A 26,148-nucleotide genomic window follows, 5' to 3' on the forward strand; every position below is an offset into this window, starting at 1 on the left:
GATTTCATTTCCTGTGTCCACACTATCTTATACTGTCCGAAATTCTTTTTCAACGAAAAATCCCCCTTGTAGACCAAGGGGGGATGTTTCTAATTATCATAATGTTCTTTGACAACATCTGCACAGCGGGAGCATAATTCCGGATGGTCATGATCATGACCCACCGTCTCAGAGGCTACCCAGCAGCGGGAACATTTTTCCCCAGGATGTTTTTCTACGGTAACATCCACATATTTATAACTCTTTTCCGCTTGATTACTTATTTCCGCTTCGGAAACAATCAGGAATTGATGCAGATGCTCCATAGCTTCAAGAACTTGTTTTGTCTGTTCATCCTTAGGTGCCAGAGTCACTTTTGCTTCCAGTGACTTACCGATTACTTTTTCATTTCTTGCTTCTTCCAATGCTTTTAGCACATCATCACGGATTGCCATGAAATGATCCCATTTTTCCCCAATCTGTTCATAGCCGGCAATATTTCTCGGCTCAGGGATATCGGTCAACTGGACACTTTCCGCTTCAACACCTGGGATATATTCCCATACTTCGTCTGTAGTATGTGGAATGATAGGTGCCAGCAATTTTACCAAGGTAGTAAGGATTTCATAATATCCGGTCTGAATACTGCGACGTCGTTTATGATCCTTCGACTCGATATAAAGTACATCCTTTGCAAAATCCAGATAGAAGGAACTTAAATCAATGGTACAGAAATTATGAATCTGATGGAAAATTGGTGAATATTCATACCTTTCATAGCTCTCTCTAACATTCGTGAGCAACTGTTGCAATCGGTGCAGCATATAACGGTCCACTTCTTCCAACTCTTCCTCTGGGATCCGGTCTGTCTCCGGATTGAAATCAGACAGGTTGGCGAGCATGAACCTAAACGTATTTCGAATCTTTCGGTAGGCTTCGGACATTTGCTTTAAGATTTCCTGCGAGATTCGAACATCTGCCTGGTAGTCCACCGAAGAAACCCAAAGTCTCAAAATATCTGCTCCCAATTGCTTCTGTACCTTGGATGGAACAATCACGTTTCCTAAAGACTTGCTCATTTTTCGCCCGTTGCCATCCAAGACAAACCCATGACTGATAATGTTTTCGTATGGAGCTTTTCCTGTTACTGCTACGGAAGTAGAGATAGAGGAGTTAAACCAGCCTCGGTATTGGTCGCTTCCCTCTAAATAGACATCAGCTGGACGGCGATGGTCCTCTCTGTTCATTAGTACAGCTTCATGAGAGGAACCTGAGTCGAACCAAACGTCCATAATATCCGTTTCCTTCGTAAATTTGCCGTTTGGACTGTGTTCAGAAGTGAACCCTTCTGGAAGAAGGTCTTTAGCTTCTCTTTCAAACCAGATATTGGAACCATGCTCCTTGAACAGATTGGACACATGTTCGATAGTCTCATCGGTAATGATTGGTGTATTATCTTCCGCATAAAATACCGGAATTGGTACGCCCCATGTACGTTGGCGGGAAATACACCAATCTTCTCTGTCACGCACCATATTATGCAAGCGTGTCTGGCCCCACGATGGATACCAGTTAATCCGGTTGATTTCCTCGAGGATATCCTGACGGAAGTCCTTAATGGATGCAAACCATTGGGCAGTTGCACGGAAAATAGTCGGCTTTTTCGTGCGCCAGTCATGCGGATAAGAGTGGGTGATGAATGAAAGCTTCAGCAAGGCGCCCACTTCTTCCAGCTTTTCTGTAATGTTCTTGTTTGCCTTGTCATAGAAGAGTCCTTCAAAGCCAGGTGCTTCGGAGGTGAATACCCCTTTATCATCTACAGGTGATAATGGCTCTAGACCATAGGCCTTACTAACAACAAAGTCGTCTTCCCCGTGGCCAGGTGCCGTATGAACACAACCTGTACCAGCATCAGTGGTAACATGCTCTCCAAGCATGATGAGAGACTCACGGTCATAAAATGGATGCTTGGCAACGATTTTGTCCGCTTCTTTACCCTGGAAAGTTTTTACTACTTGAGGATCTTTCCAACCGAGCTCTTCAGAGACATGTTCAAGCAATGCATGGGCGATGACGAACTTATCCTCCCCAACCCTTACTACATTGTACTCAAGATCAGGATGAATGCTTATACCTAGATTAGCAGGAATGGTCCAAGGAGTAGTGGTCCAGATAACGAACTTCTCATCACCCTCCAGCAGACCTTTTCCATCTACTACTTCAAATGATACATAAATGGATGGAGAACGCTTTTCATGGTACTCGATTTCCGCTTCCGCCAGGGCTGACTCCGAGGAAGGCGACCAATAGACAGGCTTTAGCCCTTTGTAGATATAACCCTTCTTGGCCATTTCACCGAACACACGGATTTGAGCTGCCTCATAATCCTTTGTCAAAGTTAGATAAGGATTATCCCAGTCACCACGTACACCCATTTGCTTGAATTGGGTTCTCTGACTGTCGACTTGGCCCATGGCATATTCTGCACACATTTCACGGAACTCAGCAATTCCAAGCTCTTTCCTTTTGATTTTTTTCTTTTTGGTAAGAGCAGTTTCAATCGGCAGGCCGTGTGTATCCCAGCCTGGAATATATGGCGCATGGTAGCCGCTCATTGACTTATAGCGCACGATAAAATCTTTCAGCACTTTATTCAGCGCATGGCCGATATGAAGGTCTCCATTCGCATAAGGAGGCCCATCATGCAGGACGAACAATGGACGGCCCTTGGTCCTTTCCTGCACTTTCTCATAAATGTTCTCCTCCTCCCATTGCTCCTGTCTTTTTGGCTCTTTATTCGGCAGATTGCCACGCATTGGGAAATCTGTTTTTGGCATTAACAACGTATCTTTATAATCCATCTGCTGTTCCTCCTGTTCTGTATTGAAAACTTAAATGGAATGCCTTCCTTACACGAGATCGATACCCGGCAATTCAGCTGTCCTGCATATTCTGAAAGTTGAATTCCGGATAAAAAAACGAGCCTCTGCATCCCAAAAAGGGACGAGAAGACTCGCGGTACCACCCTTATAAATTTAAAATAAGCATCATTTTAAATTCACTCGATATTCGTAACGGGAATGAACCGTCCATTATTACTATAATTCATAATGGATACTCAGGAGTGATGTTCCAATAGTATCACTGTGCCGGGCTTCCACCATATCCCGGCTCGCTGAACAGCGGTCTCTACTGTACTGTCTCCATCATTGTAACTTATACTTTATTCAATTGAATAATATCTGTATGAATTATATGTAATATTTTACTGCGAGTCAAGTCTATGACCTATTTTCAATCAACTCGAGCTCATCTCCGATTTCTTCATCAAAAAGATCTTCCCAATCATTGTTCTCAATCATTTCCAACTGCGCTTCCACCAGCATCTTCAGGCGCGTACGGAATACTTTTGCCTGTTTCTTCAATTCTTCCACATCCATAGAAATTCTGCGAGACTTGCTCAATGCATCATTAATGATGCGGTCAGCATTCTTTTCCGCCTCTTTTATTATTAATTTCGACTCCTTGGATGCACTGCCTTTCACCTCTTCAGCGGTTTCCTGTGCCACTAGGATCGACTTGTTCAGTGTCTCTTCTATATTGGTGAAATGTCCCAGCTTTTCTTCCAGTCTGGTTACTTTCTCTTGCAAGTCTTTCTTTTCCCGGATGGTTGTCTCATAATCTTTAATGATTTGATCCAAAAATTCATTGACTTCATCCTCATCATAGCCTCGGAATCCTCTGGTAAATTCCTTGTTATGAATATCCAATGGTGTTAATGGCATATAAGCCACCTCCTAAAGAGAAATGATTATTATATATGTTCGACATTCCCTTGATTAATCCTGTCTAGGATAACTATTTTAATACTGCAATAGTTATTTTCCATTTATCTTTTTTCGTACGACCGTTCACTGCAGCAAGTTTACTTCTTCCCTTGCCCCTAAGTGACAGCAGATCTCCCTCCTGCAGTATGAATTTGCTGTCATCCACCACTCTGAAGTTCACTTTCACCTGCTGCCTCGAGATGAATTCAGCCGCGTCCTTCCTCGATATGTGATAAATCTCTTTTAAAACGGCATCCAGCCTGAGGGAAGAGACAGTTTTATCGGATTCCTCCCACTCCTTTTCTTCCTCCAGCAAATATGTAAAAGGTTTTTCTTCCAGACGGACCTTTGCTTTCTTTACCTCCGTAAGATTTGCCAATATATATGGGGCGACTTCATCTGCTGCCACTATTTGAATGATTCCGTTGTCGACCAGCATATCCCCAATTTTCTTTCGCTTTAAACCTAGTGACATGCACGCACCCATCACATCACGGTGGGACAAAGTTACAAATTTAGATGGATACTCCGCCTGCAGAAGAGTAAGCTGATAGTCAGCTGCAGATACTTCCTCGTAAAAAGGAGCAATGATCGCCCTCTTTCTTTCCGCATGCATCCCTCCGCCATTTGCATATAGCTTCACTTCCTCGTTTTGGGCGCCTATAATCGTCTCTAATATTTGTAGTTCCCTGGGATCGAGAAAGTCAGTTAGTTTTGGGACAAAGACCTTCTCTACTTGTTCTTTCCAGGAAAGCGCCTGATCGATGAATGGCTGTTCTTCTTTTCTGAAATGCTGATATATTTCCATGCCAATCCCCTACATACCTACCATATAAAATAGTTCCACTAAACCATACCTCGCGAAATGCAATACAATTATCGCCACGATCGGTGAAAGATCAATCATTCCGAGCGGCGGGATAAACTTCCGGAAAACCTCTAGATAAGGCTCGGTTATTTTTGCCAGCATTTCTCCAAATGAAGATTCCCGGGCACCCGGGAACCAGGACATAAGGATATAGATAATGATGGCATAGCTATACAAAGTTAATGCTGTGTTTAAAATACTGAAGATAAAACCCATCTGCTACCATCCTTTATTATAATCATCTGCTTCCATTAACGTGTCTGTAATCGTTCCTGACACATCGACATTATCAGGGGTGCATAGAAACGTGGCAGCGCCAAGTTTTTGAATATCCCCGTTGACCGCATACACAGTCCCGCTAAGAAAGTCGACAATCCTTTTTGCCTGCTGGGTGTCTACTCTTTGAAGGTTAATTACGACTGCTCTGCGGTTCACAATATTGTCGGCAATTTCCTGTGCCTCATTGTATGTCCGTGGTTCACAAAGCACGACCTTGGATGAAGGCTGCTGCATGCTTGTCAGATTGACAACATTCTGGCCTTTTTGTTTCACCATTGGCTCGTGTTCCTCTTCGGGTGCATCTTCCACATATTCGTATTCATATTCATCATCCACAGTGAAATAATTTTTGAGTTTCTCTTTAATACTCATTTTGTCACCTCGCTATTAAATTTGTGAACCTACCAGACTAGAACCGATGCGAACATGGGTAGCCCCCTCTTCTATAGCGAGCTCATAATCATTGCTCATCCCCATGGAAAGGTATTTGCAGGGAGCTTGGTCCGACTTAAGATTTTTCACATCTTCCCTCAACTCTGCAAGCTTCCGGAAATACCCTCTGATCCGCTCCTCATCTTCGATATGCGGTGCCATTGTCATTAATCCAACGACACGCACTTTTTCATATTGCTCTATCGAATGGAGGAATGGAAGTACATCTTGCGGGGCCAGCCCATGCTTTGACTCTTCTCCGCTCACATTGACTTGTACGAAACAATCTACGGGCTCGTCCGCCCTTTTATTGATCTCCTTAGCCAACGATTTGCGATCGAGGGAGTGAAGGTAGTCCACCTGATTAATGACTTCTTTAACCTTTCTGGACTGGAGTGTGCCGATGAAATGCCATGTGGCATCATTTTTAAAATGACTGTACTTCTCCAAAAATCCTTCCATACGATTTTCGGCAAGATTTTTAACGCCTGCTTCTATCGCCTCTTCTGTTCGCTCTATTGTAACATATTTTGTAACTCCGATAACGGTTATTTCTTCAGGTTCTCTATTACTTTTTTCACATGCTTGTTTGATTTTACTGTTTATGTTCTCTAGATTTGCTGCTACATCCATTACTTCTTCTGCTCCTCCCTATTCAATTATGATTGATAACCGATATAACCCAGCATTCGTCCGCTTTCCCCCTGATCGCGGCGATGGGAGAAAAAGAGATGATTATGTTCATATGTGCAATATTTTGTTATATCTATATTATTACGTAATACCCCTGCTTGTAAAAGGATATCTGCATTAAGCTGTTTCAAATCCAGCAGGTAACGGTTTTCACCTTGCTTCTGCACACATCTCTCCCTTTCCTTAGGGGATAAAGATTGAATCACACGCTCATCGACCTCATAATTTTCCCTGGATATAGATGGGCCGACCACTGCAAGTAAATTGGACGGTTCTGTTCCCAACGAGCGGAATTTATCGACCATTTTCTCTGCCATCCGCTGTACTGTTCCTTTCCACCCTGCATGCGCAATCCCAATAAACCCTGTTACTGGATCAAAAAAGAAAAGCGGCACACAATCCGCAAACACAGCTCCACATAAAATTCCCTTTTCATTCGTAATAAGCCCATCAGTATCCGGCACCGCTGTCTCTAGGGTAAAGGATCCTTTTCCCTTGTCTTGTTCCGTCACTCTTTTTATATTTGTATGGTGCACCTGTTCCCCGACTACCCAATTTTCCATTGGGATTCCCACATGCTTTGCAAGTTTTTGCCGATTGGCTGTTACATGATTCACGTCATCATTGACATGCAACCCCATGTTCAGTGATTGGAAGGGCGGATGGCTTACCCCATTGCTTCTTGTAGTAAAACCAGCCCTGATTTGCGGGTTGATCTGCTGCCACCGTTTTATATGTAAATAGAGATTCTCCTGGTATATGAAAGGTTCCTGCACAAATATCCCCCCTGCTATTGTTAAGGCTTATTTTATCATATTTCCCCATTTTATTCTTTTTCGATATAAGAAGCATCCCCATATAACAGCGGCGTGTGAATTTCCCTTACCAGGATGACATCCGAACCAATTCTCACAATCCTGTTCCAAGGAATCACCAGTTCTTCCGATTTGCTGAACAATGCATCTCTCTTATCTTTGACGATCAATACAATGGCGAGGATTTTACCGTTATCCGGATCAATTTCCAGGTCGGAGATATGGCCGATCCGCCTGCCGTCATCAATCATAATTACTTCCTTGACCTGCAGTTCTGATAATTTAACCATGGTATGCACCTCCTGCTTTGTACAAATATATGCAGCACATCTGATTTTTTTCGTACAAATGAAAAAAGCTACCGATTTGGCAGAATTTTTTCACAAAAAAATCAGGCAATCGAATAATCTAATTCGATCGCCTGAAAGTATAAACAGCTGTCCTTGCCGTCTTGCCATCTATTCAAACATTTGCTTATTCATTTGGCTGATTGCCGCCTTTTCCAACCGGGAGACCTGGGCCTGTGAAATGCCTATTTCGTCGGCAACTTCCATCTGTGTCTTCCCTTGAAAAAATCTTTTATTTAAAATCATTTTTTCACGTTCATTCAGCTGATACATACCTTCTTTTAAGGAAAGTTTATCAATCCAGGTGGAGTCTTTATCTTTATCATCACTAATTTGATCCATTACATAAATGGGATCACCGCCATCATTATAAATAGGCTCAAACAAGGAGACAGGATCCTGGATTGCATCCAATGCAAAGACTACATCTGCATGAGGGATATCCATCTCTTTTGCAATCTCCATAGGTGTAGGTTCTTTAGAAGTTTTGCTGATCAGTTTCTCCCTAACCTGTAAGGCTTTATAAGCAATATCTCTTAATGATCTGGATACCCGGATTGGATTATTATCTCTTAAATACCTCCGTATTTCGCCAATAATCATCGGAACAGCATAAGTTGAAAAACGGACATTATGCGATAAATCGAAGTTATCGATGGATTTCATCAGACCAATACAACCAACTTGGAATAAATCATCCACATATTCGCCACGATTATTGAAACGCTGGATGACACTTAATACAAGTCTCAAGTTACCATTTACTAATTGTTCTCGAGCAGAAAGGTCTCCGTCTCCCTCCTGCATTTTCTTAAAGAGTTCTCTCATTTCTTCGTTTTTTAGTACAGGTAATTTTGATGTATCAACACCACATATCTCAACCTTATGTTTTGTCATTCTGTTCAACCCTCCCAGTTGGTGATGCTGTTCATGGACAGTATCACCGAGAGGGTGGTTTTTTATGCAGTTCCACTCTCCTGCAAGAGAGGGTGAATTGCCCCTAATGACACATGTGGCAAGGCTAGACCATTTTATTAAATTCTTTTTTGAGACGCCTGATTATTTTTTTCTCCAACCGGGAAATATAGGACTGGGAAATACCCAGCATGTCTGCTACATCCTTCTGGGTTTTCTCTTCCTCTCCAACAAGTCCAAATCGAAGTTCCATTATTTGCTTTTCCCGGTCATTCAATTGGGAGAGCGCCTTTTTTAGCAGCGTCTTATCTACATTGGATTCCAGATTCCTTGTAATAATATCTTCATCTGTTCCAAGTACATCCGACAGCAGCAGTTCATTGCCATCCCAATCAATATTAAGCGGCTCATCAAATGAAACCTCTGATTTAAGCTTATTATTTCGGCGCAGATACATTAGAATTTCATTTTCAATGCATCTCGATGCATATGTTGCCAATTTGATTTTTTTCTCCGGATTAAAGGTATTTACTGCTTTAATCAATCCAATCGTACCGATACTGATCAAATCTTCTATATTGATTCCTGTATTTTCGAATTTCCTGGATATATATACTACCAGACGAAGATTTCTTTCTATCAGCATAGCACGTGCCGTTTTATCCCCTTTTTGCAGCAGGCTTAAGAGCTCCTGCTCCTCTTCCTTAGACAAAGGAGGCGGAAGTGCCTCGCTTCCTCCAATATAATAGATCTCCTCCGACCGAAGACCTAATTTCATTAAAGCTTTGTACCACCAGAGCCGCAGACGTAACCGTACTTTCATTATTTTCATGAAGAAGCCCCCTTATGCAGAATATAATGTCTCAAGCTTGATAATTTGAGGATGTAGAAGACAATGATAACTTTCATCCCTTGTCAAACTCGCAAATTGTATGCCTATCAATACTTTTTCCGTGATAATTTTCTGATCATCATAATAAACTGTTAACTGATCTGGCCGGATCGTAAAAAGAAAACTGCTTCTTCCCTGTATCCCTTGATATGGGACAAGTTGGATATCATGCTGCCAGGACGTTGGAAGATTTTCCAAATCCAAATCTTCCTCTGCTTGTTTTAATGCCCTCCACTCCTGTTCCGTGAACCAGTGTCTGAGAAAAGCCTCATCACAAATAATGACGGGCTTCTTAGTAAGCGGGTCTGTCAACTGATTGCCGCTGTCAATGTAGCCTGTCGTCTGATGAGCTTTGTTTTTTATCTGGATGGTAACCGGACAAAACTGTTCGTACTTGATTTTCTCGACTGCATGCTTGTCCATACGGTTCTTAGTAAATTTCCAGGCTATCGGGAAAGCAATGATGACAAACAGCCAGCTGACAGGATCTCCATATCCTGCATTATAGGTAATCAGCCCATTTGCATGAATTCCTACAGGGCTTTGGAAAAGAAAATGAACTGCGACCATTCCTCCTCCCACCGCAAAGGTCGTAAAATAAAACAGAAGCAAAAGTCTCATAAAACGATGAAGGTTTACGAAGCGGAAAGCACAGATAATAATTAAGACGGAATAAAGAAATTTGCCCGCTACACTGCTGATAAATGTATCAGGATAATAGACGGAGATGGGAACGAGCAGTGAAGCCACAAATGCACCTAAACAGATCCTCCACTTCTGTGTGCTGTCCCTGGCAAGTGCTTGTGTCAACAGCAGGAGCATCATGTCCAGAAAGAAGTTCAAAATCCAGATGGCATCGAGATATATGGCCATGACTATCTCCCTTCGGCAGAATGAACATTACTATATTGATAGAATATATGTGTAAGAAGAAGTATATATGAGCTGAAGAGCAAAGTCTGTCACATCCTGAAGCTTAGAAGGGGCTAATTTTAACAAGTTATCGGGGGGTTTGTCGGGGCTTATGGACAGTATGATCCTTTAGCGGGTAGAAATCGCCATTTTTCCCTATATAAAAATTTGCCGAAAATTTCCGGTGCTTTTTTAAACAATAAAAAAAGCAAATGATCAACATTTGCATTGCTGATCATTTGCTTTTCTCAGATGACTTAACGATTTCTGTTTCTGTTACGGTTTCTTAAGAAGGTAGGAATATCAAGGGTGTCATCCTCCGGCTTTGAGCGTTGCGGCTGTTGTTGCTGTTGATGTTGGCTTGTTTCCCTTGGAGTATCCTCTGGAGCATTGGTAGCTGCCTGCTGATTATGATTAATCACCGGCCGTTGCTGCCTCGGCTGCTTTTCTGCCTTTTTGATATTTTCATCAAACCCTGTGGCGATGACGGTAACAATTATTTCGTCATTCAGGTTTTCATTGATGACAGAACCAAAGATGACATTCACTTCATTATCTGCAGCAGAGGTTACAAGGTCTGCAGCTTCCTGTACCTCATACAGGCTCAGATTCGTACCTCCTGTAATATTCATTAAAATACCATGGGCTCCATCAATGGATGTTTCCAATAATGGTGAGGAGATGGCCTTCTTGGCCGCTTCCGTGGCACGAGTCTCACCTGTAGCAATACCAATTCCCATTAATGCTGACCCTTTATCGATCATAATGGTCTTCACATCGGCAAAGTCAACATTAATCAAACCTGGTTTTGCTATTAAGTCTGATATGCCTTGCACCCCTTGTCTCAGGACATTGTCTGCCTCACGGAATGCTTCAAGCATCGGTGTGTTCTTATCGACAATTTCCAGCAGCCGGTCATTCGGAATGACAATTAGTGTATCTACTGCTGTTTTGAGGGCGTCAATTCCGGAGATAGCTTGTGTTGACCTTCTTCTTCCTTCAAAAGAAAATGGCCTTGTCACTACGCCGACTGTTAAGGCTCCCAAATCCTTGGCTATCTGGGCAATGACTGGGGCCGCACCTGTGCCGGTGCCTCCGCCCATACCCGCTGTTACGAATATCATATCTGCGCCTTGGAGCACTTCCTGGATCTGTTCTTTACTTTCCTCGGCTGCTTTCTTGCCGACTTCCGGATTCGCACCGGCACCCAGACCCCGGGTAAGCTTGCCTCCAATTTGCAGTTTTACTTCTGCTTTGGAAAGATTCAATGCCTGTGCATCGGTGTTTACGGCGATGAACTCGACACCTTCCACCCCATGCTCTATCATACGATTGACAGCGTTATTGCCGCCCCCGCCTACACCAATTACTTTAATTGACGCAAGTTCCTCCATATTTGTATCAAACTCTAACATTCTCCGTTCCTCCTAATATGCATAATTACAAGTGTTCCGAGCTAATTATCGTCATGGCTCCTCACCTTCTTTGCCGGGAAAAGTATTACCCGGGACATTTTCTGTCAATCAAAGAAATATTTAAACAAATTAGCTACTTTGGATTCTTTTTTGGTGTTCTCTTTTGACTCATTTGCCTGTTCTTGCTGTTTCTTCGTCCGCTTCGGCTTTGACTGCTGTACAGGATGATCAGCAGCTACGGAAGGAAATAATTCTTTTCCTTGTATTTTCGCATTACGATAGGCAAATTGCAAGATTCCTACCCCGGCGATGAAATGCGCTTCCCTGACACCAATATAGTCGGGAATTGCTACTCGCACGTTGGACTGAAACAAATCCTCCGCCAGCTCGAGAGCTCCTGGCATAGCCATAGCTCCTCCAGTCAGTACAAATCCTCCTGGCAGCTCGCGGATCCCCATTTTACGTATTTCCTTTTCAGCAAAAGCGAATATTTCTTCCATTCTCGCTTCAATCATATCAGATATTTCCAACTGGTTATAGGTCTGTTTCGTATTGCTGCCTATGATGGACACTTCAAAAGTTTCATCCTCTTGGGCAGTATCATAAAAAGCATGGCCATGATTCAATTTTACATCTTCCGCCTCTTCCGTTGAAATCCGAAGGCCGATGGAAAGGTCCTTCGTTATATTATCTCCACCGAGATTCACTACACTGGTGGAAAGAAGATGGCCATTCCCGAATACAGAGATAGTCGTACAGCCGCCGCCTACATCTATCAAAGCAACTCCCATGTTCATTTCATCTTTCGAGAGGGCTGTTGTTCCAGCAGCAAGCGGTTGAAGACAAATATCTGCCACTTGCAGTCCTGCACGTTCCACGCATTTCAGTACATTATGTAAAAGTGTTTTGGAACATGTAATAATAGTCCCTTCCATTTCCAGCCGAACACCAATCATTCCCCGTGGGTCTGTGATCTCATCCAGTCCGTCCACTATAAACTGCCTTGGCACTACGTCGATAATTTCCCTTTCTGGAGGAACTGAAACCACCTGGGCTCCATCAATTACACGGGTAATGTCTTCTTCACCAATTTCCCTGTTATCACTCTGTACGGCCACTACGCCGTGGCATGGCTGCAATTGGACATGGCTGCCGTTTATCCCCACGATAACCCGTTCTATCTGCATGCCTACCATCCGTTCAGCCTGTTCAATCGCACTTCTTATCGACTGCACTGTCTGATCGATATCCACAATGGCACCCTTTTTCATACCATTTGATTTAGCAGTTCCAACACCAATAATGTTCAGTGAATCATTTAACACTTCTCCGATGATTACTTTTATTTTACTGGTCCCTATATCAAGGCTCACCAGAATTTCATTGTTGTTCAACAAAAGGCACCTCCTGATTCCTTAGCATCTCTTTTAGCCGATTTTTTTCTTTTTCATTAACTGTGATTGTTTTGACGTACTCTAATCTACTATTTTAGAGGATTTTCATAAAAAAAGAAAATATATATAGGTTATTCTATATAAAAGAGCTTATTTCCTGCATTTCCACTTATTTTTAGCAGCCATATTATAGGTTTCGTACCTGCCTCAGCAATTCTGACTTATATTAAGAAGTTAATCAGAGAAATCACTCTGCTTCTTCTGCCGCCGCCTCTTCCATTTCCTCTGTATCGAATTCTTCAAAATAAGCGCCGACACCTATATGGATTATCCCTTCACTTTCAGGGTCTAGCTGGGAAACGATGGAAGGGTACAGTTGCATTTTTTCAGCAAAACTCCTGATGGAGCCACTGACTACATAACCATCATTCATATAGAGCAGAATATTATTTTTACTAGATTCTGTCGGTTGCCAATGAATCTCTGAAATTAGATTCAACAGGTTCATTGGGAGCTTATCCAATTCAGTAGTCATCCTATGTAAGTGCTCTTCTTCCGTAAAGTTGAGCAGCAGCGGAGCATCTCCCTTGAAGGTCACATTTTCCGACTGATTCAGAACTCTGCCATTTCCCAAAATTGGAAAATAACTGCTCTCTTCTTTTACATAGCCAATATGCTTATACTCCTTCAGGTCGATCTTCACTGTCCACGGAAAATCCCTGCTGACCTCTGCGGACTCGACCATAGGGTTGGAAGTCAAAGCTGAAATAATCTCAGATTTATCAATGGTCCATATGTTGGTGCTCTCATTCAATCCGCTTTGAGCGATGGCTTTATCCTCTGTCAGCAGGGAATTCCCATTAACCTCGACTGATCTAATATTACTCAGCGGTGACTGCAGGTAAATAATAATGGAAATCAAAATAAAAAAAATAGATAAATAAAAAACCAGCCTTCGATTCGCTTTCTTTTTCCTGGCTTGTTTCAACTTTGGGATACGCTCTTCAATTGAAACAATTTTCTTTTGGCTCATATCTATTTCTTCCTTTATCGCATATTTACCGAAAGGAACTAAAATGGTTCCTTCCAAGATATAAAAATTATATCATATAATATGCCCTAATATATAGTGTACCTCCGACAGTTTACCCGGAATTTCAATTCAATAACTTCCAATTTCCTCCATTATTAGCAGACAATCGGGAAATTCCTATATCCTGGAATACATGCTGACATTCAACAGGATACCAACAGAACATAATGTCAGGGTTAACGAGGAGCCGCCATAGCTTAAAAAAGGAAGAGTGATACCTGTAACCGGTATGAGCCCGATAACTACACTAATATTGATCATCGTCTGGATTACCAACATGGATACAATACCTAGGGCAAGAAAGCGCCCAAACAAGTCAGGGGCGTCCAAAGAAATTTTTATTCCCCGCCAAAACAGGAGAAGAAAGAGACCAATTACCAGCGTGCCTCCGATGAAGCCCAATTCCTCGCCCAGGATTGCGAAAATGAAATCCGTTTGCGGTTCTGGTAGATAGAAGTATTTCTGCAGGCTTTCACCTAGCCCCAGTCCCATTAATCCGCCCGGCCCAATTGCGTACAGCGATTGTATGATTTGAAAACCATCTCCGAGAGGATCTTCCCATGGATTAAGAAAAGCAGTGATTCTGCTGATGCGATAAGGAGCAGAAGCAATGAGAAAAACAAACCCTGCCAAACCAATGAGTCCGAGCCCGATAAAATGGCTGTAACGGGCGCCAGCAACGAAAATGAGCATCATGCACGTTAAAACAAGAACCATCCCTGTACCCAAGTCAGGCTGAAGCATAATCAGCCCAAATGCCGTAAATACCAATAGAACTGTCGGAAAAAAACCCTTTTTAAAAGAAGTAATATACTTTTGGTTTGCTGCCAGGAAAGCAGAAAGGAAGATGATCAACCCGAGTTTCATAAATTCGGAAGGCTGGATACTGAACGCCCCTACACCTATCCAACTCTGAGCGCCGCCTCGAACCATCCCGATTCCCGGAATTAACACAAGCAGAAGCATAATGAAGCATAGCACCAATATAGGCTTCGCATACTTTTTCCATAAGTTATAGGGAAACCGCATAATAAAGAACATTGCGGCGACGCCCGCTCCTGCAAACAACAACTGCCTTTTGACATAATAGAGCGAATCCCCGAATTTGTATTCAGCCCATACATAAGATGAACTGTACACCATAACCATGCCCACGGAAAGAAGGCTGCCAATCACCGCTAATAATACATAATCAGGTACATGTTTCCCTGTTTTCTTCAATAAAAAACACCCCGTTTTTCTGAGATTGAAAAGGGGTGCCAGTGTATTCATGTATGTTTAATTCGTGACCGTCAGACAAGCCCCCTACTTTAACTTATGCACGGCTTGTATAAACATGTCACCTCTTTCTTCGAAGCTCTTATACTGGTCCCAGCTTGCGCATGCTGGGGAAAGAAGAATGATATCTCCTTCACCTGAAATTCCGTAAGCAAGCTCGGCAGCCTTGTGGACGTCGTCAGCTTTAACTATGACCTGGACTCCCGCCTCTTCAGCAAACTCCTCGAGCTTGGATGCAGTTTCCCCAAAAAGAACCATTGCCTTTACATTCTGTAGCGAATCCTTCAATTCGGCGAAAGTGCTTCCCCGATCCAACCCCCCTGCAAGCAGGATAACCGGTTCATTGAAGGATGCCAGTGCCTTCTTGGTTGCAAGGGTGTTCGTGGCTTTGGAATCATTATAAAATAGCCGTTCCTTCACTTTTCCAACATACTGGAGACGATGCTCCACTCCAGAGAAGGATCTCAGCACTTTTCGGATTCCTTCATTACTGGCTCCAGCCAGCTTGGCAGCTGCCACTGCTGCAAGAATATTCTCCAGATTATGCTTGCCGACAAGCACAATGTCCTTAAGGCAGATAACTTTTTCATTTTTAAAATAGATAAAAGATTCATCAGCCCATACACCATGGTTCAGCCTTTGGCTTGTGGAGAACGGGACTTTTATAGATTTGGCTTCTTTTGCCGCTTCCGTTAACAAAGGATCATCCGCATTGTATACCAAATAATCGTCAGGCCCTTGGTTCCGATAGATATTGAATTTCGCCTGCCGATAATTTTCCAATGTTTTATGATAATCAAGATGCGCTTCAAAGATATTCAACAGAACAGCTATTTTGGGGCGAAATCTCTCAATCCCCAGCAATTGAAACGATGACAATTCTACAACCATCTTTTCTTCAGGAGCCAATGAGTCGGCAACCTCACAAGCCACTGTGCCAATATTTCCTGCGACTTTAACAGGCTGCCTGCTCTCTGTCAGCATTTCCGCCGTCAAAGTGGTGGTAGTGGTTTTTCCATTGGAACCGGTGATACCTACAACGGAATTGCCGGCTAAATTACCTGCCAGCTCTATTTCTGTAATAATGCTTATTCCCCTGTCCTGGGCTTCCTCCATTAACGGAGTATCATAAGGAATTCCAGGATTTTTGACAATCAGGTCAATGTCATCGAGAACACGAAAAGGGTGGGAGCCGACAATAACTTCTGCTCCCATTTCCTTCAACTCTTTCACAACTTGATCATCATCTGCTGTGTCTCTATCATTTACCCGTACTTTCACCCCATTTGCCAGCAGGAGCTTCGCCGCTGCTGTACCGCTCCTCGCTAAGCCCAATACCAATACATGAGAATAATGAAAGTTTTGTAATTGTTTATTCATCCTATCCCCACCTCGATATACACGCCGAGTACGGCAAAGATAAGGCCAATCAGCCAGAAAGTAGTGACCACTCTCCATTCCGACCACCCATTAAGCTCATAATGATGGTGCAGGGGACTCATTTTAAAAACACGCTTTCCAGTAGTTTTGAAAGAGATCACCTGGATAATTACGGACAGGGTTTCAATCACAAACACTCCACCGATAATTATTAAAATGACTTCCAGCTTGGCAAGTATGGCAATTGCTGCAATGGCGCCTCCAAGTGCAAGGGAGCCCGTATCACCCATAAAGACCTTAGCAGGGTGGGCATTAAATACCAGAAAACCTAATAATGAGCCGACAACTGCAAGAGAAAAAGCAGTCACCTCACCCGAAGGAAATCCGTACCATGCCAGGATGGCGAATGCTCCAAAAGCGATGGCAGCCGTTCCAGCCAATAACCCATCCAAGCCATCTGTAAGGTTGACTGCATTTGATGCACCGACCAGCATAAAAATAATCAGCAGAGCATAACCCCATCCCAGCTCCCATTGGATATCGGTACCGGGGATGTGGATAGTCGTAGGGAAGCCTTGACTCTGCAATATAAAATAAAATACAAGAGCAATGAACACTTGTCCCAACAATTTTTGAAGGGAGGTTAATCCTAGATTGCGCTTCATTACCACTTTTATAAAATCATCCAGAAATCCCAGCAGTCCGTAGCCTACCAGTACGAACAGCAGCAGCCATAATTCATAGCCTATTCCGCCACCCGCCGTCTTTCCAGCCATAATCAATGAAGTGGCAGTAATGCTGAAAACTATCATGACACCGCCCATTGTCGGCGTACCCGTCTTCTTCATATGTGATTGGGGTCCTTCTTCTCTAATGCTTTGTCCAAACTTTAAGCGTCTTAAAAATGGAATGATAAGCGGAGATAAAAGGACGGTGATTAAAAATGCAATTGCTAGTGTAATCACTGCTACAGTAATACTCACGTTAATATCCTCCTCAGACTTTTCCCGTCCAACTAGTTTATGCTTTAATAAGTTTCTCTATAAATTTCTCAAATTGCAGGCCTCTGGATGCCTTGAATAGCAATACAGCATCTTCCCGAAGATACGAGTGTAAGTCTTCGGCAAGATTCTCCCTGTCTGTATAATGGCGGCATAAAATTTCCGGTTGGCGTTCCTTCACAGCAGCTGAGATATGTTCTGCTTCTTTCCCTAAAGTCAAGACAGCAGTAATCGGCGCCTCCACTACTTCCGCTATTGACCGGTGATATACTGCAGAATGATCCCCCAGTTCAAGCACATCCCCCAGTACAAGGACCCTTTCATTGAAGCCTTCCAATTGTTTTACCAATTCTATAGCAGCTTTCATAGAGGTGGGAGAAGCATTATAAGCATCATTTATAATAGAAGCTCCCTTTTTCCCCTCCAGCATTTCAAACCGCATTCCAGTTTGTTTCAAAGATGTCAATGCTTGCCTGATGGCCTCAACTGATATATTGAGTTCTCTTCCCAGCGTAACGGCAAAGGCAGCATTCAAGGCATGGTGTTTACCAAGCAATGGCACTTCATACTCGTTGGAATCCAGCTCGAAGGCTGTGTGATGTGCCCCGATTTCCACCCCGCGGATCACTTCATCATTGTGTTCACTGAACCCACAAGTGATGGTGTTTTGCCGCTTTCGTACATGGCTCAAGAGTTCTTCATCTCCATCAATGAACAGCAGGCCGCCCGTTTTAAGACCGGCAGTTATTTCCAATTTCGCTTTGGCAATGCCTTCTCGCGACCCCAAATATTCAATATGTGATTCCCCTATATTGGTGATGATTGCATAGTCGGGTTGAGCCAGATCGGAAAGAAGCTCTATTTCCCCATAGTCGCTCATACCCATTTCGAGCACAAGAACCTCTGTATCTTTCGGCATGGACAAGATGGTCAGAGGGAGGCCGATATGGTTATTATAATTACCATCCGTATAATGTGTACGATAGGTTGATTTCATTACTGAAGCAACCAGATCCTTTGTGGTCGTTTTACCATTTGATCCAGTAATGCCTATTACTAATGGTTGGACCTCATTCCTGTATGCATGAGCAATTTGCTGCAGAGCAGTGGTCGTATCATCCACATAAAAAACTGGAAATCCTGCCGGTAAGCCGTCCGGCAGGTTTGTCATACGGTTCCACAATGTGGCTGTTGCTCCATTATCTACCGCTTGCAACAAAAAGTCATGTGCATCGAACTTCTCGCCCTTTATTGGGACAAACAATGCATTCTCTGTCTCTTTCCGGCTGTCTGTCATAATTCCATTTATTCCCATATGCCCATTTATTTCCCCGTCAAAATCTTTTAATATACGGGAAATCCATTCGGTTGTAAATATCATTATCATTTCTCCTTAGCCCTTATCGCGTCTTTTGCAACTTTTCGGTCATCAAATTCATATTTTGTATGTCCTATCTGCTGATAAGTCTCATGCCCTTTACCAGCAATGAGGATAATGTCCTCTTCTTCTGCAAGGGAAACTGCTGTCTTGATAGCCTGTTTCCTGTCTATGATCACTTCATAGTTTCCCTTTTCAAGCCCCTGGGTCATATCATGCAGTATGGATGCAGGATCCTCGGTACGAGGATTATCAGAGGTGAATAATGCATAATCTGCATACTTTAACGCAGCCTTAGCCATTAATGGGCGTTTTGACCGGTCTCGATCCCCGCCGCAGCCAACTACTATATAAATTTTTCTCCTGGCAAATCTAGAGATTGCCTGTAACACATTCTCCAGAGAATCAGGTGTGTGGGCATAGTCAACAATGACAGAGTATGACTGGCCGGCAAATACCGGTTCAAACCTTCCGCTCACCCCCTGGATTTTCTCCAAGCCATCCCGGATAGTGGCAAGTGGTACTCCCGATACGATAGCCGCAGTACACGCAGCCAGCATATTATATACATTGAACATCCCAATCAATTTGCTTCTGATCTTCATATTTCCCTGAGGTGTCACCAATTCGAAATACGTTCCTTCTGCAGTCAGCCTTACATGCTTTGCCATTACTAGTGCATTTCTTTTCATCCCATAGGTGACGACATGCTGAGCAGTACTTTTAGCAAGCTTTCTGGAAGCAGGATCATCTTCATTCAGAACAGCAAACTTAGGGTTTCCTGCCTCATATTTATTTCCCATCTGAGAAAACAAGAGGCTCTTGGCCCACAAATAATCTTCCAGATTCTTATGATAATCCAAATGATCCTGCGACAAATTAGTAAAAACTGCTATATCGTAATCACAGCCATAAATTCTTCCCATATCAAGGGCATGGGAGGATACCTCCATGATCGCCTGATCTATTCCTCTTTTCTTCATCTCAAAAAAAGCACGCTGAAGAAATAAGGCATCTGGCGTCGTATTTGGTACAGGAAAAGTATCTTCCCCTACCTTCATTTGAATCGTCCCTACTATTGCGGTCTTTTTATGCCATTGGCTAAAAATGGATTCCAACAAATAGCTTACGGTTGTTTTCCCGTTGGTTCCCGTCACCCCTATAAGAGGGATATTGCTAGTTGGATTGCCATAAAACCGGACAGCCAGCATTGCCAGTGCCCTGACAGTATCAGGAACAATGATTGTTGGGGTTCCTACCTCCAAACGTTTTTCTGAGAGGATGGCCACTGCCCCATTTCGTGCAGCTTCCTCTGCATAATGGTGGCCATCCTTTTCTGAACCTTCAATACACACAAACAAACTTCCAGCCTTTACTTTTCTAGAGTCGATTTCTATGGAATTGACAGCGATGTTTTCAAGGGAAGATGCAGTTTCATAGAACGGTATGCTCCAAAGAAGTTCCATTAATTTCATGTAGAACCATCCTATCCGAAAAATACCCCACTAATATTTCCGATAACATCACTCACAGAGTTCAGCCAGGGTCGCCGCCCTTCCTAATTTATTTATTATAGCAAAATTCATCTGGCATCTCGATTATTTTCCTTAGATAAATATATTCTGACTTTTGACCCTTCCTCCAGCTTTGTTCCAGGTTTGGGCTGCTGATCCATAATAATGTCCCCTGTACCATTTGCCTCAACAGAAAGGTTGATCATCATTTCCGATAGCTCCGCCTTAGATAATCCAATCAAATCAGGCACTTCTACTTTTGGTTGATCCGGCCATTGATATTCTTTCTCCATCCCTCCAGTCCGCGGTTCTACCTCCAGAGCCCGCAAACTGTCTTCTATAATGGTCCCTACAACGGGTGCGGCTACGACTCCACCGAATTGAATAGTATCCTTTGGATTATCCACGGCTAGATATACCACAATTTCCGGGTCATCCGCAGGGGCAAAACCGATAAAAGAAACAATATAATTATTTTCCATATACCTGCCATCAGTCCCTACTTTTTGAGCGGTCCCTGTTTTTCCGCCTACTCTGTACCCTTCAACATATGCAGGGCGGCCTGTACCTTGTGCCACTACACTTTCCAGCGAATGCCTGACTTCTTCGGAGGTGGTCTCTGAAATAACCCGATCCTTCAATTTTGGTTCGTATTTCTCCACTGTCTCGCCAGTAACTGGGTCTTCCCATTCCGCAGCAATGCGCGGTTCATACAAGTACCCGCCATTGACGGCTGCTGAGACCGCCATCACCTGTTGGATCGGTGTCACTGATACCCCTTGACCAAACGCTGTGGTAGCTAATTCCACCGGACCGACGTTTTCTGGCTTAAAGAGTATTCCCTTCCCTTCCCCACGCAGGTCAATCCCAGTTTTTTTACCGAAGCCGAATTCTTTAATATAACTGAATAATCTTTGTTCACCCAATTTTTGGCCCAAACTGACAAAACCCGGATTGCAGGAATTCTGCACTACTTCCAGGAAAGTCTGTTCGCCATGCCCTCCGCTTTTCCAGCAGTGCAATTTGGCACCATCCACTTCAATATGGCCATGATCATGAAAGTGATCATCTTCCAGATCTACCAGATTTTCTTCCAAAGCTGCGGCAAGTGTTATGATTTTGAAGGTGGAACCAGGCTCATAAGTACTCCAGATTGGCAGATTGCGGTCAAATACATCTGCGTCCACCTCCTGATAGTTCTCCGGATCAAAATTCGGCCTAGACGACATACCTAGTACACCGCCCGTTTTTGGGTTTACTGCAATGGCCAGGGCCCCATCCGGATTATACCGGGAATCAACTAAATCAAGCTCTCGTTCTAAGATTGTCTGGACTTTGGAATCAATGGTAGTCTTAAGATTCAACCCGTCTTTAGGAGGAGAATATACATCTGCAAAGCTATCCAACCTTTTCCCTTTTGCATCAGAGTAAAAGGATAGGCTCCCTTCCTCTCCGCCAAGCTGTTCATCATAATGAAGTTCTAGTCCCATCAGCCCCTGGTTGTCAATACCAGTAAACCCGAGTACATGAGAGAGATAATCACCGTATGGATAATAGCGTTTAGAGTCCTTGGCAAGGTAAATTCCATTCAAATTCAGCGCTCTGATAAGATCTTCCTGTTCCTCCGAAATTTTGATTCCTTGCGGTCGAAGGTTGACACTTGAAGCATTTTTAGTCAATGTTTCCAGCACCTTTTCCCTCGGCATGTCCAATACTTCCGCCAATTTGCGTGCCGTCTCCTCAGGATTCTCGATCTGCCTCGGAACAGCGACAATGGATGGAGCTGTTACATTTTCGGCAAGCACTTCCCCATTAGTATCCAAGATGTTTCCGCGTTCCGGCTCAAATACAATATCTCTTGTCCATAGATTGTTTGCTTTGGACATCAATTCGTCCCCTAAGACGAACTGTACATAACCAAGTCGAATATCAATAATGGAAAAAATCAAAATGCCAAAAAGAAAAACAGCTACTATTCGTTTTTTGACCGTTACAGTGGATACGCGCTTCATGGTTCATCCCCTTCTCCAGGTATGCTTGTATCCACTATATGAATGTCATAAACGTAATAGAACACTGTTTCATGTTGACCGGATTCTTTCTATTCTGCCTCTGTCTGCTCATTACTGGTGCTTACTTCTTCACCAGTTTCATTATCTTCCTCTTCCGACCCAGGTGGAGACAGCTCCAGACCTAAATAATCATTCTCCTTCAACGGTGTTCCTGTTTCAATATGTTGTGCTTCCACGTAGCCGTGTCCGAAAGTTTCCACCTTCAAGTTCAGCATATCTGCAAATAGGCGGACTTCCCGTAAGGACCAGCCAATCACATCCGGCATGGTGGGTTGGTCGGTCACTAGAAGAACTCTTTCATTCGGGAGGATTTCACTGCCTTCCTCCACACTGCTCTCAACCACTTCACCTGTTCCGATAACTTCTGATTTTAAGCCTGCTTTTTCCATAATTTCCTTCGCTTCTTCAGCATCTTTTCCAATAATTTGAGGGAGCTCTATCTGATGAACTTCATGCTCATTCGATTCACTTGGCTCGATATTCAGATAATGAAGGCTGTTCTCCATTACATTGGTGAAAATAAAGGAAACAGGGTCAGAACCGGATTGGGTCGGCTCCAATTCAGGCTGCTGCACGGAAACAAACATCAGTAATTGGGGATCCTCTACTGGCGCCATTCCCAAGAATGAGAATATATGGTTTTCCCTTCCTGTCAAATACTTGCCATCAGGTCCGGGGATCTGGGCCGTACCTGTTTTCCCTCCAACTGTATAATCATCCAGCTGGTTCTTGCTTCCTGTAGCATCTTCTCCATTCACTGCGTCATTCAGAAGCTGCCTAACATGTGTTGCCGTTTTTTCAGAAATGGGTTGCCCTACCACATTCGGCTTCTTTTCTTCCACGATATCACCGGTAGCAGGATCTACTATGCTCTTAATAACATATGGTTGGAGCATCTTCCCATCATTCGCAATGGCAGTGGCGGCTTTCATCAATTGTATCGGGGTCGCCGTAGATCCCTGCCCAAATGATGTAGTTATCTTTTCCAACGGCCAGTTGTATAAGATTTTTCCCGTTTCTTCATTTGGCAGGTCAATTCCTGTTTCTTTGTCCAAATCAAATTTTTTCAGGTATTCCAGATAAGTGTCTGCCCCGATTTTTTCCCACAGCAATTTAGCGGCTGCGACATTGGAGGAACGCCTGAAACCTTCATCGTACGAAATGGCTCCCCAACCTTCACCATTATTATGGTCATGAATCGGAGCAATTCTTTCATTTGGCTGGTAGCTTCCTGATTGAAACTGTTCCTCGCCATTATAAACCCCTTCTTCAATAGCCGCTGCCCACGTAAACATTTTCACCGTAGATCCAGGTTCTATAGGAGTTGAGACGGCGTCATTATACCAATTTTCCACGTCGGAAGGATTATTTGGGTTATAACTTGGACGGGAACCCATCGCGACAATCTCACCGGTATCCGGATCCATGACTACTGCCGTCATGCGTTCAGGATCATACTCTTCCTGCACCTCGGAGAGTGTATCTTCCAGCAGTGTCTGTATCTTCTGGTCAATGGTCAGATAGACGTCATTTCCATCCTCCGGCTCCTTTACCACTTCTTCGGGGTCCAATAACTTGGTATTATACCTGTCACGCTGATAGGAAATATATCCATCGCTGCCGGATAAGAGGTCATTCATTTCCTTTTCCATCCCAGCAATGCCCTGGATTTCTCGTCTCGGACCTTCTTCTGTTTCAACTTCAGTTTCTCTCGCAAAGCCAATGATATGAGAAGCAAACATTCCATTTGGATAATAGCGTGTTGATTCTTCTTCAAAATAAATCCCCGGCAATTCAAGCTCTTCTATTTCTTCTTTTTCCTGTTGTGACAATTCCTTGCCTGCATTGCCAAATTCCACTTGGAAGCGGCCATTTTCCATTCCCTGCCGCAGCCGCTCTAGTATATAGCTTTCTTCTATACCTAAAATAGGAGCCAAGGCCCGGGCAGTATGCTCCGGATCTATCACATGCAATGGCTTTGTTGAATTGGCTGAATGAGCTTCATCTACAACGGCATACAGGGAAAAGGCAGGTCTATCATAGGCCAAAGTCATTCCATTCTGGTCATAGATTTTTCCTCTTTCGGCACGGAGAGTATAACTTGAAGTCCGTTTCTCTTCCGCCCATTCCTCCAAGGAAACATCATTGACTTCCCCGGAGGCCTGAATATAAAGGAACCGGCCGGTCAGGACAAGGAAAATCCCAATGAACAGGATCATCAGAATCCCTGCCATGAGATTGGTTTTCTTATTCTTCCTCATCTCTTTGTTCTCCTCGCTTAATTGCTATACCCCTCTGCCTGCTTAACTTTCGCATCCTGTACTTTAAGTCCGTTCTCTTTGGCAATAGCAGTAATGCGTTCAGGCCTGCTCAGTTCTTTCACCTCGAACATCAGGTTTTCATTTTCAGCCTTTTGCTGCTGTACCGTTTGCTCCAACGATTGAACTTCTCTATTCAATGTGTCAGTGCTGGAAGAAAAGGAGACCACAAACAAACCCGTCCCAACAAGGCATGCACTTACCATCGAATATAATACTTTTTCACCTTTAGTGATCCATCCCTGTTTTCGAACCTTGACATTTACTTTCTGTTTCTGATCCGGCGTTTGCTGCGCCTCCATCTGTTGCCAACTTCTGGCATGGTTTGCACTCATTACTTTTTCCACCCTTCCCCATAGGTAAATTCTTCTCTCCATTTATTTATCTTTTTTGCAATCCGAAGTTTAGCTGATCTGGACCTTCGATTATCTTCCAGTTCCCCGCTGTCTGCCACAATCGGTTTCCTGTTCACTAATTCAAATGGAGCTTCATGGTCCTTGGGAAGCACCGGCAGATTCTTTGGTGTTTCCTTCGGCGTGCTCCATTTTTTGAAGGCTTGTTTACAAAGCCGGTCTTCTAATGAGTGGAAGGTGATCACAGCTACACGCCCATTGACATCTACTACTTCAGCAGCTTGATGGAGTGCATCATTAAAGGCTTCCAACTCATCATTCACCGCAATGCGCAATGCCTGAAAAATACGCTTGGCGGGATGCCCGCCTTTTCTTCTGGCCGGTGCTGGTATCGCTGATTTGATAATTTCCACTAATTGATGGGTTGTTTCAATCTCCGTGGTTTTTCTATATTCTTCAATCTTTCTGGCTATCTGTTTGGAGAACTTCTCCTCCCCGTATTTAAAGAAGATAGACACCATATCGTTGTAAGGCCAGTGGTTGACGATTTCATAGGCAGTAAGGTCGGCAGATTGGTCCATTCTCATATCCAGTTTTGCATCATGTTGATAGCTGAATCCCCGTTCTCCCCTGTCAAGCTGGGGTGATGACACCCCTAGGTCGAATAGAATTCCATCCACCTTTTTAATCTGATGTTTTTCAAGCTGCTGTTTCAAGCCTCTGAAATTGGAATGGACGAATAAAACTCTGTCTTGATACGGTTCCAGCCTTTTCTTAGCTGCTTCTAATGCATCCATATCCTGATCAAATGCGATAAGGAGACCGGATTCTCCCAGCCGGGAAGCGATTTGCTCCGAATGTCCCGCGCCGCCCACTGTACAATCCACGTATGTACCATCCGGCCTCACGTCTAAACCATCGACGGTTTCATCTCTTAATACACTATAATGTTCAAACATTCTAACACCCACTTCTGACCATTTTCCTATTAGT

23 protein-coding genes and 1 other annotated feature are annotated in these 26,148 nt (G+C 43.5%); all 23 genes read right to left on the reverse strand.

Going from position 1 to position 26,148, the window contains the following annotated elements; all coding sequences use genetic code 11:
• Positions 1 to 89: 89 nt before the first annotated feature.
• Entirely contained in the window at positions 90 to 2,840 is a 2,751-nt protein-coding gene (ileS, locus tag ACFODW_RS17790) for an isoleucine--tRNA ligase (RefSeq protein WP_390308241.1), read from the reverse strand.
• Between the two features lie 135 nt (positions 2,841 to 2,975).
• Positions 2,976 to 3,198, reverse strand: a binding site (T-box leader).
• Positions 3,199 to 3,260: 62 nt separating this feature from the next.
• On the reverse strand, positions 3,261 to 3,764 hold the full coding sequence (locus ACFODW_RS17795) for a DivIVA domain-containing protein (protein WP_390308244.1): 504 nt from the start codon (positions 3,762 to 3,764) through the stop codon (positions 3,261 to 3,263).
• Positions 3,765 to 3,837: 73 nt separating this feature from the next.
• A complete protein-coding gene (locus ACFODW_RS17800) occupies positions 3,838 to 4,614 on the reverse strand; it encodes a YlmH family RNA-binding protein (RefSeq protein ID WP_390308247.1) in 777 nt (258 codons plus the stop codon).
• Between the two features lie 9 nt (positions 4,615 to 4,623).
• A complete protein-coding gene (locus tag ACFODW_RS17805) occupies positions 4,624 to 4,890 on the reverse strand; it encodes a YggT family protein (protein ID WP_390308250.1) in 267 nt (88 codons plus the stop codon).
• A 3-nt stretch (positions 4,891 to 4,893) separates the two neighbouring features.
• Entirely contained in the window at positions 4,894 to 5,325 is a 432-nt protein-coding gene (locus ACFODW_RS17810) for a cell division protein SepF (protein WP_390308252.1), read from the reverse strand.
• A 15-nt stretch (positions 5,326 to 5,340) separates the two neighbouring features.
• Positions 5,341 to 6,018: a YggS family pyridoxal phosphate-dependent enzyme gene (locus tag ACFODW_RS17815; RefSeq protein ID WP_390308254.1), complete on the reverse strand. Its 678-nt coding sequence runs from the start codon at positions 6,016 to 6,018 to the stop codon at positions 5,341 to 5,343.
• A gap of 26 nt (positions 6,019 to 6,044) precedes the next feature.
• Positions 6,045 to 6,854, reverse strand: coding sequence for a peptidoglycan editing factor PgeF (gene pgeF / locus ACFODW_RS17820; protein WP_390308258.1), 810 nt, complete (start codon positions 6,852 to 6,854; stop codon positions 6,045 to 6,047).
• A 50-nt stretch (positions 6,855 to 6,904) separates the two neighbouring features.
• On the reverse strand, positions 6,905 to 7,183 hold the full coding sequence (locus ACFODW_RS17825) for a YlmC/YmxH family sporulation protein (RefSeq protein WP_390308260.1): 279 nt from the start codon (positions 7,181 to 7,183) through the stop codon (positions 6,905 to 6,907).
• A 168-nt stretch (positions 7,184 to 7,351) separates the two neighbouring features.
• A complete protein-coding gene (gene sigG, locus ACFODW_RS17830; protein ID WP_390308263.1) occupies positions 7,352 to 8,137 on the reverse strand; it encodes an RNA polymerase sporulation sigma factor SigG in 786 nt (261 codons plus the stop codon).
• Between the two features lie 124 nt (positions 8,138 to 8,261).
• Complete coding sequence (gene sigE / locus ACFODW_RS17835; protein WP_390308428.1) at positions 8,262 to 8,981, reverse strand: RNA polymerase sporulation sigma factor SigE; 720 nt, start codon at positions 8,979 to 8,981, stop codon at positions 8,262 to 8,264.
• A gap of 18 nt (positions 8,982 to 8,999) precedes the next feature.
• On the reverse strand, positions 9,000 to 9,920 hold the full coding sequence (gene spoIIGA / locus ACFODW_RS17840) for a sigma-E processing peptidase SpoIIGA (protein ID WP_390308266.1): 921 nt from the start codon (positions 9,918 to 9,920) through the stop codon (positions 9,000 to 9,002).
• A 296-nt stretch (positions 9,921 to 10,216) separates the two neighbouring features.
• Positions 10,217 to 11,374 (reverse strand): cell division protein FtsZ, encoded by a 1,158-nt coding sequence (ftsZ, locus tag ACFODW_RS17845; RefSeq protein ID WP_390308268.1) that lies wholly within the window; start codon positions 11,372 to 11,374, stop codon positions 10,217 to 10,219.
• Between the two features lie 104 nt (positions 11,375 to 11,478).
• Complete coding sequence (gene ftsA, locus ACFODW_RS17850; RefSeq protein ID WP_390308270.1) at positions 11,479 to 12,768, reverse strand: cell division protein FtsA; 1,290 nt, start codon at positions 12,766 to 12,768, stop codon at positions 11,479 to 11,481.
• 247 nt (positions 12,769 to 13,015) lie between these two features.
• Positions 13,016 to 13,801 (reverse strand): cell division protein FtsQ/DivIB, encoded by a 786-nt coding sequence (locus ACFODW_RS17855; RefSeq protein WP_390308271.1) that lies wholly within the window; start codon positions 13,799 to 13,801, stop codon positions 13,016 to 13,018.
• 177 nt (positions 13,802 to 13,978) lie between these two features.
• Complete coding sequence (spoVE, locus tag ACFODW_RS17860; RefSeq protein WP_390308273.1) at positions 13,979 to 15,082, reverse strand: stage V sporulation protein E; 1,104 nt, start codon at positions 15,080 to 15,082, stop codon at positions 13,979 to 13,981.
• 84 nt (positions 15,083 to 15,166) lie between these two features.
• Complete coding sequence (gene murD / locus ACFODW_RS17865) at positions 15,167 to 16,519, reverse strand: UDP-N-acetylmuramoyl-L-alanine--D-glutamate ligase (protein WP_390308274.1); 1,353 nt, start codon at positions 16,517 to 16,519, stop codon at positions 15,167 to 15,169.
• Positions 16,516 to 17,502, reverse strand: a complete 987-nt coding sequence (gene mraY / locus ACFODW_RS17870; protein WP_390308276.1) for a phospho-N-acetylmuramoyl-pentapeptide-transferase — start codon at positions 17,500 to 17,502, stop codon at positions 16,516 to 16,518. The genes murD and mraY overlap by 4 nt, the downstream gene beginning before the upstream one ends.
• Positions 17,503 to 17,539: 37 nt before the next feature.
• Positions 17,540 to 18,901, reverse strand: coding sequence for a UDP-N-acetylmuramoyl-tripeptide--D-alanyl-D-alanine ligase (locus ACFODW_RS17875; RefSeq protein WP_390308277.1), 1,362 nt, complete (start codon positions 18,899 to 18,901; stop codon positions 17,540 to 17,542).
• Positions 18,902 to 18,903: 2 nt separating this feature from the next.
• A complete protein-coding gene (locus ACFODW_RS17880) occupies positions 18,904 to 20,373 on the reverse strand; it encodes a UDP-N-acetylmuramoyl-L-alanyl-D-glutamate--2,6-diaminopimelate ligase (RefSeq protein WP_390308278.1) in 1,470 nt (489 codons plus the stop codon).
• 107 nt (positions 20,374 to 20,480) lie between these two features.
• Positions 20,481 to 22,424: a stage V sporulation protein D gene (locus tag ACFODW_RS17885; protein WP_390308280.1), complete on the reverse strand. Its 1,944-nt coding sequence runs from the start codon at positions 22,422 to 22,424 to the stop codon at positions 20,481 to 20,483.
• An 89-nt stretch (positions 22,425 to 22,513) separates the two neighbouring features.
• Entirely contained in the window at positions 22,514 to 24,745 is a 2,232-nt protein-coding gene (locus ACFODW_RS17890; RefSeq protein ID WP_390308281.1) for a penicillin-binding protein, read from the reverse strand.
• 17 nt (positions 24,746 to 24,762) lie between these two features.
• Positions 24,763 to 25,137: a cell division protein FtsL gene (ftsL, locus tag ACFODW_RS17895; protein WP_390308283.1), complete on the reverse strand. Its 375-nt coding sequence runs from the start codon at positions 25,135 to 25,137 to the stop codon at positions 24,763 to 24,765.
• A complete protein-coding gene (gene rsmH / locus ACFODW_RS17900) occupies positions 25,137 to 26,114 on the reverse strand; it encodes a 16S rRNA (cytosine(1402)-N(4))-methyltransferase RsmH (protein ID WP_390308285.1) in 978 nt (325 codons plus the stop codon). The genes ftsL and rsmH overlap by 1 nt, the downstream gene beginning before the upstream one ends.
• Positions 26,115 to 26,148: the final 34 nt, after the last annotated feature.

It is taken from the genome of Virgibacillus sediminis (assembly GCF_042643265.1).
GTDB lineage: Bacteria > Bacillota > Bacilli > Bacillales > Amphibacillaceae > Virgibacillus_O > Virgibacillus_O sediminis.